Consider the following 9,512-nt stretch of genomic DNA (forward strand, 5'->3'; position numbering starts at 1 on the left):
TTGTGCCGTTATTGCGGCAATTTGAAATCGATGGTCTGGGTGGCGAAGCCGTCAATCGGCGTGTCACCGCGTTTGGCCGGAATGAACTTCCAGTTCTTTACCGCCGCGACGGCGGCGTCATCCAGTTGCGGCTTGCCGCTGGACTTGGTCACTGTCACCGAGCCTGCGCGACCGTTGGCCAACACCTGAATGCGCAGCACCACGCTGCCTTCCCAATTGCGCCGCAGCGCCAGCGACGGGTATTCCGGCGGCGGGTTGCCGAGGCTGGCGAGGCCGGAAATCGCGGCCGATTCCTTGACCGGGCCAGGCGCGGCGGCCGGGGCCGGTGGCGCGCTCGGTGTCGCCGGCGCAGCGGGAGCGGCCGGTTGTGCCGGGGCGGGCGGAGCTTTCGGCGGCTCGACTTTCTTCACCGGTTTGGGCTTCTCGACCGGTTTCGGTTTTTCGATCGGCTTGGGTTTCTCTACCGGTTTTGGCGGTGGCTTGACCGCGTCTTCGTCTTCCACCGGTTGTTCAGGTTCCGGAGGGGGCGGCGGTGGCGGTGGAGGCGGCGGTTCCGGTGTGGGCGGTGCTGGCGGCGTCGGGCTGGTCAACTCGACGGTCATTTCCGGAATCTGCGGCGGAGTCGGCAGTGGCTCGGGCCGGGTCTGCTGGAAAAACCACCAGGCGCCGCCGTGTATCAGCGCTGACACCGCCACCAGCAACAGCATCTGTTGCTTGCTCAACCCGCCAGGCTGCGAAGTGTTGGCCGTGAAGGCCGGCCTGTCCGGCGGCGGCGGGATTGGCGCTTCCCGTAACGGCCCTGGCAGGGTTCTGTGCTTTACCGCATCGTTCATTAAAGCTCCCTCGGGTTGATGAAGGGCAATAAGGTGCCGTCCGAACATAGGGGTGATGTTCGAGTGGGTGGGTGCAACTTTCTTCAAGGTGTGCGCAGGCCGATAGTTGAACTATCTATTGAACCGGGCTTGCTTACAGTTACTGGCTTAGAGCCATCGACTTCGAGTGTTCATTAGCCATTCCCTGGTGTTGTTCTATGTAGGAGCTGCCGCAGGCTCGGGCCGCGATCGGACGATCTTTTGACCTTTGTCCTTATAGGCAACATCAAAAGATCGCAGCCTGCGGCAGCTCCTACAGTTGATTACGCAAATTTTGTTTTGCAACCGCTGTGCCAAATGTTGCCGAAATGTAGTGCGGTTATTTCATGGCTGTTACCCATGTCGCATTTATATAAATTTTATTGGCGGGCCGAGTTTTCTTTAGTGCATGACTGTCCACGACCCCAAATCTCGGGGCTTTTTTACGGGCGAGTCAGGCCTGGCGCTGTATCGGGCAGATTCGCCGGATAGAGCCGCTGAGCTCGGGTCTGCCGGGGCATTTGCTGGTGCGCGGCGGACTGATTTGGTGCGGGTCAATGAATTAGCGGGTCACAGGTTGTATTCCTTGTTTTTGTTCAATTGAAATCAATGTCTTGATATTGGTTAGTTGTGATCGGTGGAGCGCTTTTGGTGCAATAAGGAAAAATCTGAAGTTATTGTTCGACAATCCTGCTATTGGTCTTCGAACTGTTGTTGGCGCAATAACTTCATGGGTTGTATTTAAAAAATAAATAGTGTGCTGCCGCTGGCGCAAGCAATGGCGCCAAACGCAGGGCATGAGTGTCGGCTTCAGGTAATAAGGTAAGGGTATTGATTGCCGGGACTGTTACGGCGAACTCGGTTTTGCACCGATGAATACCTACAGGCTTTGCAGAACGATTGAAGATTCACGCGGTGAACTCCTTGTTGCCAGCTCGGATACGCGAACTTTTGGCTCTGTATCGCACCTTACAAGAACGCGGATAGCGTTCGATGATTGCTCTTGGTGCGGGATGGGCACCGCCAGCGCTGTTTTGCGAGGTTTGAATTCGCAAGTCGCGATTGCATGGGAAAAACGTGCCAAAGCGGATACACCCGCTATAAATAGGGCTACACAGATCTGTCGAGATCGAGGAGGGGGCATGTATCAACTGTACGGACATCGCAATTCAGGTGCCGCAGCCATCGAGGCGGCGCTGGAGTTATGCCAGATCGCCTATCGCTTTATCGATATCGAAGCCTCAAGCGAAGCCGCCGAGGCACTGGCGCGTCTCAATCCACTGAAACAGGTGCCAACCCTGCAATTGCCCGATGGCAGTGCGATCACCGAAAGTGTGGCGATTCTGATTCATCTGGGCCTGAGTTTTCCCGAGTCCGGCCTGTTGCCGGCCAAGGCGGCTGATCGCGATCAGGCGATTCGCGGCATGGTCTACATTGCCAGCAATTGCTACGCGGCCATCGGTGTCATCGATTACCCCGAGCGCTGGCTGGTGATGCCGGACGAAGCCTCACGGCAGAACCTGATGGCCGGCGCGCGGGAGCGTTTGCACTGGAGTTGGGAAGTGTTTGCCGATCAGTTTTCCGCCGAACTGTACCTGGACGACGAAACGCCCGGCGCGCTGGACGTGCTGGCGGCCGTGGTGACGCGTTGGGCGGGCAGCCGCGAGCATCTGCGCCAGACCCGTCCGGGGTTTTATGCGTGGTTGCAGCGTATTGATCGGCATCCGGTGCTGGCGCCTGTCTTCGCCCGGCATTGGCCGGTTTGACCACCACAAGATCCTGTAGTGAGGGGATTTATCCCCGATGGGGCGCGAAGCCCCCCCAAAAAAGCTGGGACCGCTGCGCAGTCCATCGGGGATAAATCCCCTCACCACAGGGCTCACTCCTAAAGGAGGGAAGGACTTATTCCCCGCGAATGTACTGCTCCAGCTGCTTGATCAGCTCAGCCTGTTCGGCAATCGCCTCTTTCACCAGGTCGCCGATCGACAGCAGGCCGATCAGCTTGCCGTTCTCCACCACCGGCAAGTGGCGCAAGCGTTTGTCGGACATGATGCCCAGGCAGGTGTCGACGGTCTGGTGGGTGTCCACGGTGATCACCGGTGAAACCATGATGTCGCGCACCGGCGTGCCGACCGACGAGCGCCCGTGCAGCACCAGTTTGCGCGCGTAATCGCGTTCGCTGATGATGCCCAGCACTTCGTCGTTATCCACCACCAGCAAGGCCCCGACGTTCTTTTCGGCCATCTTCATCAGCGCTTCGAGCACCATGTGATCGGGCTTGATCTGGTGCACTTCCTGATTTTTCTGATCTTTGAGCTTGAGCAGTTGGGCGACGGTCTTCATGGCGGTTACTCAGGTGTTGTCGTTGTTCTTCAAGCATCGTAGACGCTGGCGCGCAGGGCAAGGTGGCAAAGCGGCAGATAGCACGCAAAAAACGTCATTTGGCGGTTTTTCCGGCCTGTCTCCAACCCTGTGGCGAGGGAGCTTGCTCCCGCTGGACTGCGGAGCAGGCCCAAACCCTGAGCATTCGGCTTGCCTGATTCACCGCATTGCCTGGTTTTACGACTGCTGCGCAGCCGAGCGGGAGCAAGCTCCCTCGCCACAGGGGATGGGGTTATCTCGGACGATGCCGCGTAGAATGCCCCTCTGATTCAATTCCTGAGGTTGCAGCGGTGGATTTACAGCAGGGCTTCGTCCTGACCCGGCATTGGCGCGATACCTCGGCCGGCACCGAAGTCGAGTTCTGGCTGGCGACCGACGCCGGGCCGCGCCGTGTGCGGCTGGCGCCGCAGACCTCGGTGGCGTTTATCCCCGCCGAACAGCGTGAAGCGGCCGAACGCGTGCTGCATGACGAAAAGAACGTCGAACTGCGCCCACTGGCCCTGCAGGATTTCGAACATCGCCCGGTGTTGGGCCTGTATTGCCAGCAACACGGCCAGTTGATGCGCCTGGAAACCGCGCTGTCCCGCGCCGGCGTCGATGTCTTCGAAGCCGATGTGCGCCCGCCCGAGCGCTACCTGATGGAGCGCTTCATCACCGCACCGGTGCTGTTCGGCGGTAGCGCCGACGCTGATGGCGTGCTGCTCAACGCCCAGCTCAAACCTGACCCCAAATACCGACCGAAATTGCGCCTGGTCTCGCTGGACATCGAAACCACTGAAACCGGCGAGCTGTATTCCATTGCCCTCGAAGGCTGCGGCCAGCGTCAGGTATACATGCTCGGCGCGCCTAACGGTGACGCGAGCATTGTCGACTTCGACCTCGAATACTGCGACTCACGCACGCTGATCCTGAAGAAACTCAACAACTGGTTCGCGCTGCACGACCCAGACGCCATCATCGGCTGGAACGTTGTCCAGTTCGACCTGCGCATCCTTCACGAACACGCGCGACGCCTCGGTGTGCCGCTGAAAATCGGTCGTAGCGGCGAAGAGATGCAGTGGCGCGAACACGGCAGTCGCACGCACTACTTTGCCTCGGCGGCGGGGCGCTTGATCATCGACGGCATCGAATCGCTGCGTTCGGCGACCTGGAGTTTCCCTTCGTTCAGCCTGGAGAACGTCGCGCAGACTCTGCTCGGCGAGGGCAAGGCGATCGACAACCCGTATCAGCGCATGGACGAAATCAACCGCATGTTCGCCGAGGACAAACCGGCGCTGGCCAAGTACAACCTCAAGGACTGCGAGCTGGTCACGCGGATCTTTGCCAAGACCGAGTTGCTGACGTTTCTCCTCGAACGCGCCAGCGTCACCGGCCTGCCAGCGGACCGCAGCGGCGGCTCGGTGGCGGCGTTCACCCATTTGTACATGCCGCTGATGCACCGTCAGGGTTTCGTCGCGCCGAATCTGGGCACCAACCCGCCACAGGCCAGCCCCGGCGGCTTCGTCATGGATTCGCAACCGGGGCTGTACGAGTCGGTGCTGGTGCTGGATTACAAGAGCCTGTATCCGTCGATCATCCGCACTTTTCTGATCGACCCGGTGGGGCTGATCGAAGGCCTGCAACACCCGGATGATGCCGATTCGGTGCCGGGGTTTCGTGGCGCGCGGTTCTCGCGCACCCGGCATTGCCTGCCGTCGATTGTCGCGCGGGTTGCCGAAGGCCGCGAGACGGCCAAGCGCGAGCACAACGCGCCGTTGTCGCAAGCGCTGAAGATCATCATGAACGCCTTCTACGGTGTGCTCGGTTCCAGCGGTTGCCGGTTTTTCGATACGCGGCTGGCGTCGTCAATCACCCTGCGCGGCCACGAAATCATGCTGCGCACGCGAAAGCTCATCGAAGCGCAGGGCCACGCGGTGATCTACGGCGACACCGATTCGACCTTCGTCTGGCTCCGCCGGCCGCATGGGCAGGAAGAAGCAGCGCAGATCGGTCAGGCGCTGGTCAAGCATGTCAACGACTGGTGGCGCGAGCACGTGCGTGAGGAATACGGCCTGCAAAGTGCCCTCGAATTGCAGTACGAAACCCACTACAAACGCTTTCTGATGCCGACCATTCGCGGTGCCGAGGAGGGCAGCAAAAAGCGCTACGCCGGACTGGTGAGCCGCGCCGACGGCAGTGAAGAAATGGTCTACAAGGGCCTGGAAACGGTGCGCACCGACTGGTCACTGCTGGCCCGGCAGTTCCAGCAGGAACTCTACGAGCGGATCTTCCAGCGCAAGCCGTATCAGGATTATGTGCGCGATTACGTGCGCAAGACCCTGGCCGGTGAGTTCGATGAGCGCCTGGTCTATCGCAAGCGTCTGCGTCGCACCCTCGACGACTACGAACGCAACGTGCCGCCGCATGTGCGTGCGGCGCGGCTGGCCGACGATTACAACGCGCAGCACGGGCGCCCGCGGCAATACCAGAACGGTGGCTGGATCAGTTACGTGATCACCCTGGCCGGGCCGGAACCGCTGGAAGTACGCCGCGCCGCGATCGACTACGACCACTACATCACTCGCCAGCTGCAGCCGGTGGCGGATGCGATTCTGCCGTTCGTCGATGACGATTTCTCAACCCTGATCGGGGGACAACTGGGCCTGTTTTGAGTCCAGCAGTTGCAGGGTCCATTCATCGAGGATGCCGTGGAAGTAGCGCTCCAGCGCCTGAGCGAACGGGCAATCTTCGGCGCTGAACTGCGCAAACAGGGTCATCGAGGAGTGGAATTTCAGGTCATCGGGGTGGCCGAAAATCTCGGCAATCGAACGCTGGCGGATGTTCAGCACCAACTGCGTGCAGGTACGCAGCCGCGCACCGAGCAAATCGTGGGCCAGATAGGCCCGCGCCTCGTCGGCGGATTGAATGGCGAAGCGCCGGGACATTTCGCTGCCGCCCAGCCCGGCGAACTGCGGGAACACAAACCACATCCAGTGACTGCGTTTGCGCCCCTCGTCGAGTTCACGCTGAACCCGTTCGAACACCGGGTCCTGCGCCTGGACGAAACGCTGCAGATTGAACGGGTCGTACTGATCAGTGCTTCTCATGACGAAGCCCTCGCCAGCGCCCAGCGACTCAGACCATCGCCAGCCGCTGCTTGCGTTGTGGCGCTTTGAATACCTGGTCCAGCGCCGCCAGATCCCCGGCATCCAGTTGCAACTGCGCCGCTTGTGCATTGAGTTGCACGTGTTCCGGTCGCACAGCCTTGGGAATCGCAATCACACCATCCTGACGCAGAATCCACGCCAGCGAAACCTGTGCCGGGGTCACGTTGTGACGAGCGGCAATCTGCTGTAGCGCTGGTTCGGCGAGCATCGCGCCGCCCTGGCCGATCGGGCAGTACGCCATCAACGGCATACGCTGTTGCTGGCACCAGGGCAGAAGATCGAATTCGACGCCGCGCTCTTCGAGGTTGTACAGCACCTGATTGGTGGCGCAGGCCGGGGAGGCCAGTTCTTCGAGATCGTCGACATCGAAATTCGACACGCCCCAACGGCCGATCTTGCCGTCCGCGCGCAAACGTTCGAAGGCTTCGACGGTTTCTTCCAGCGGATACTGACCGCGCCAGTGCAACAGATAGAGGTCGATGTAATCGGTGTCGAGCCGGCGCAGACTGCGCTCGCAGGCTTGCGGGATGCCTGTGCGACTGGCGTTGTGCGGGTAGACCTTGCTCACCAGAAACACTTGGTCGCGCAGACCGGCGATGGCTTCGCCGACGACAGATTCGGCACCGCCCTCGGCATACATTTCCGCCGTGTCGATCAGAGTCATGCCGAGTTCGATGCCTTGGCGCAGCGCGGACACTTCACGCGGGTGCGCCGAGCGATCTTCGCCCATGCGCCAGGTGCCCTGGCCGATCACTGGAACCTGCACGCCTGCCAGTTCAAGGGTACGCATTCAAACCTCCTGTGCTGATGGTCGATACCTTAGTGGGCAGCAGGATAGCGCAGGGGTCGATGAACCTGTGGCGAGGGGATTTATCCCCGATGGGCGCGCAGCGCCCCCAAGAAGCAGGGTTGCTGCGCAACCCATCGGGGATAAATCCCCTCACCACAAGGCAAGTGCTATTTCGCGGAGAACTTCAACACCACGCTATGGCTGTAAGTCTGCCCCGGATCCAGCCGCGTGCTCGGAAAATCCGGCTGATTCGGCGCATCCGGATAGTGCTGCGTTTCCAGGGTAAACGCACCCCAGTGCGGATAGACCTTGCCACCCTTGCCCTTGACCGTGCCATCGAGGAAGTTGCTGGTATAAAACTGCACCCCCGGCTCGCTGGTGAACAGCTGCAGATGCCGCCCGGACTGCGGATCGCTGACCTCGGCGGCGACTTTGCTCACATCACCCTTGGTATCCAGCACCCAGTTGAAATCGAAGCCACCCTGTTTCGGTTCGGCGAACTTCAGTTGCGGATGATCGGCCTTGATGTGCGTGCCGATGGCCGTTGGTTTGGTGAAATCCATCGGCGTGCCGGCCACGGGTGCCAGTTCGCCGGTCGGGATCAGTTTGCCGGTGACCGGGGTGTAATGGCTGGCGTGCAGGGTGGCAACCTGCTTGAGGATGTCGCCATTGCCGGCCCCGGCGAGGTTGAAGTAGCTGTGGTTGGTCAGGTTGAGCACGGTCGGTTTGTCGGTGCTGGCCTGATAGTCGATGCGCAGTTCGTTGCTGTCGGTCAGGCGGTAGGTCACTTGCGTGGTGAGGTTGCCGGGGAAGCCCATGTCACCGTCTGCCGACAGATAGGTGAGGGTCACGCCGACGGAATCCTTGTCCTTGGTTTCCTGCGCTTTCCAGACCTTCTTGTCGAAACCCTGGGTGCCGCCATGCAAGGCGTTGGATTTGTCGTTCTGCGGCACCTGATAGCGTTTGCCGTCGAGTTCGAACGCGCCGTCGGCCAGGCGATTGCCGAAACGGCCGATGGTCGCGCCGAAATACGCCGTGCCTTTCTGGTAACCCTGAACATCGTCGAAACCCAGCACCACATCGGCTGCTTTGCCGTGTTTGTCCGGCACCAGCAGCGATTGCAGGGTGGCGCCGTAGGTGATGACGGTCGCCTGCATGCCGTGGCTGTTGCGCAGGATGTATTGCTCGACGGGCGTGCCGTCATTGGTTTTGCCGAATGCTTTGTGTTCGGCGCTGAGGCCGGCCGCGTTGGCGGAGAGGGTGGCGATCATCAGGGACAGTCCGAGGCCGGAGAGCAGGTGACGTGATTGAAGCATGGTTGACCTTCCTTTTTGTTGTTGTTTTCAAAACAGGGTAATAGTCATGCTAATTGTGAATTGAGTCAGAATTTATAGTCGGTTAAAGGTTTAGTGCAAATATAAAGTCATACTAAATAGTTGCCGAAGGTCGGGAAATCGTGCCAGCGCTGCACTTTTCCGGATTCGGCGGCTCTATCCATGGCCAGGATGCGGCGACGCCCGCCGCACAGGAATGTGCCTGTTCGAGAATTCATGCCGAGAGCTTTTCACCCGATCGCCCGATTTTTTCGCCGCCCGTGCCTGTTGCTGGCCTGTCTGTCATTGCTGTTTGCCAGCGGTTGCACGCACCAGACCGGCAACGGTTTCATCGCTCAGATGCGTGACGGTCAACCGCAGGAATTCCTGCAGACCAGCGTCGATCGCATGGCCACGTTGGCGATGCGCGACAACCTCAACAGCCTTTATCGGTTGATGGGCAAGCTGTATTTGCGCAACCCGGAAGAGCTGCGCAAATCGGGATTCCTCGACATCAACACCGCCGTTAAACAGGTGCGCCTGGCCGTCGAACAGCAGCAACCATTGCCGGTGCTGGGCGGGCGCAAGGATCTGGCGGCGCTCAGCTACGCGATGAGTCCGGAGTTTCTCGGGGATCGGGTTGGCGCCTTTATCTATGCCATCGGCAGCATGTTGGTCACCGCCCACGGCAATCGCATCGAGTTCTACATGACTGATGCGATCAACCCGACCTTCGTCCACAACGCCGCGCGCAATATCGAGAAAGCCACGTGGATTCTGGCCCAGCGGCAGAACAAGGAGGGACAGCCGCTGCTGTTCTCCAACGAAATCTCGGAGGAGGGCAGCAACCTGAGTTTCGCCACCGAGTTCGGCAAGATCGTCGCGCGGCTCGACCTGCTGGCGCAGATGCTTGATGAGCGCTACCGGCGCATTGGCCTGAACTACGCGCAGAGCCTGCTGTTCCTGAATTTCCTCCCGGTGCAGTAATCCCTGTAGGAGCTGCCGCAGGCTGCGAGTCTTTTGATTTTGT

The 9,512-nt window shown here is 60.1% G+C and carries 8 protein-coding genes; 3 read left to right on the top strand and 5 right to left on the bottom strand.

Annotated features, from left to right (window positions below; translation table 11 throughout):
• Positions 1–8: 8 nt before the first annotated feature.
• Positions 9–833: an energy transducer TonB gene (locus tag PMI25_RS06610; protein WP_007966643.1), complete on the bottom strand. Its 825-nt coding sequence runs from the start codon at positions 831–833 to the stop codon at positions 9–11.
• 1,160 nt (positions 834–1,993) lie between these two features.
• Here PMI25_RS06610 and PMI25_RS06615 point away from each other — a divergent pair.
• The gene (locus tag PMI25_RS06615) at positions 1,994–2,617 is read left to right on the top strand and encodes a glutathione S-transferase N-terminal domain-containing protein (protein ID WP_007966641.1); all 624 of its coding nucleotides are present in this window, start codon (positions 1,994–1,996) and stop codon (positions 2,615–2,617) included.
• A 136-nt stretch (positions 2,618–2,753) separates the two neighbouring features.
• On the opposite strand, the gene PMI25_RS06620 is transcribed toward PMI25_RS06615, so the two are convergent.
• The gene (locus PMI25_RS06620) at positions 2,754–3,194 is read right to left on the bottom strand and encodes a CBS domain-containing protein (protein WP_007966640.1); all 441 of its coding nucleotides are present in this window, start codon (positions 3,192–3,194) and stop codon (positions 2,754–2,756) included.
• 329 nt (positions 3,195–3,523) lie between these two features.
• On the opposite strand from PMI25_RS06620, the gene PMI25_RS06625 reads away from it, so the two are divergent.
• Entirely contained in the window at positions 3,524–5,884 is a 2,361-nt protein-coding gene (locus tag PMI25_RS06625; protein WP_007966639.1) for a DNA polymerase II, read from the top strand.
• On the opposite strand, the gene PMI25_RS06630 is transcribed toward PMI25_RS06625, so the two are convergent.
• The 3 genes from PMI25_RS06630 to PMI25_RS06640 form a co-directional block, all read right to left on the bottom strand.
• The gene (locus PMI25_RS06630; protein ID WP_007966638.1) at positions 5,849–6,319 is read right to left on the bottom strand and encodes a DUF1810 domain-containing protein; all 471 of its coding nucleotides are present in this window, start codon (positions 6,317–6,319) and stop codon (positions 5,849–5,851) included. The two genes, PMI25_RS06625 and PMI25_RS06630, sit on opposite strands and share 36 nt — an antisense overlap.
• Before the next feature lie 28 nt (positions 6,320–6,347).
• On the bottom strand, positions 6,348–7,169 hold the full coding sequence (locus PMI25_RS06635; protein ID WP_007966637.1) for an aldo/keto reductase: 822 nt from the start codon (positions 7,167–7,169) through the stop codon (positions 6,348–6,350).
• Positions 7,170–7,336: 167 nt separating this feature from the next.
• Entirely contained in the window at positions 7,337–8,485 is a 1,149-nt protein-coding gene (locus tag PMI25_RS06640) for an aldose epimerase family protein (RefSeq protein WP_007966636.1), read from the bottom strand.
• Between the two features lie 234 nt (positions 8,486–8,719).
• Here PMI25_RS06640 and PMI25_RS06645 point away from each other — a divergent pair, with 234 nt between their 5' ends.
• The gene (locus PMI25_RS06645; RefSeq protein WP_007966635.1) at positions 8,720–9,469 is read left to right on the top strand and encodes a hypothetical protein; all 750 of its coding nucleotides are present in this window, start codon (positions 8,720–8,722) and stop codon (positions 9,467–9,469) included.
• Positions 9,470–9,512: the final 43 nt, after the last annotated feature.

It is taken from the genome of Pseudomonas sp. GM30, assembly GCF_000282275.2.
In the GTDB taxonomy this organism is placed as follows: Bacteria; Pseudomonadota; Gammaproteobacteria; order Pseudomonadales; family Pseudomonadaceae; genus Aquipseudomonas.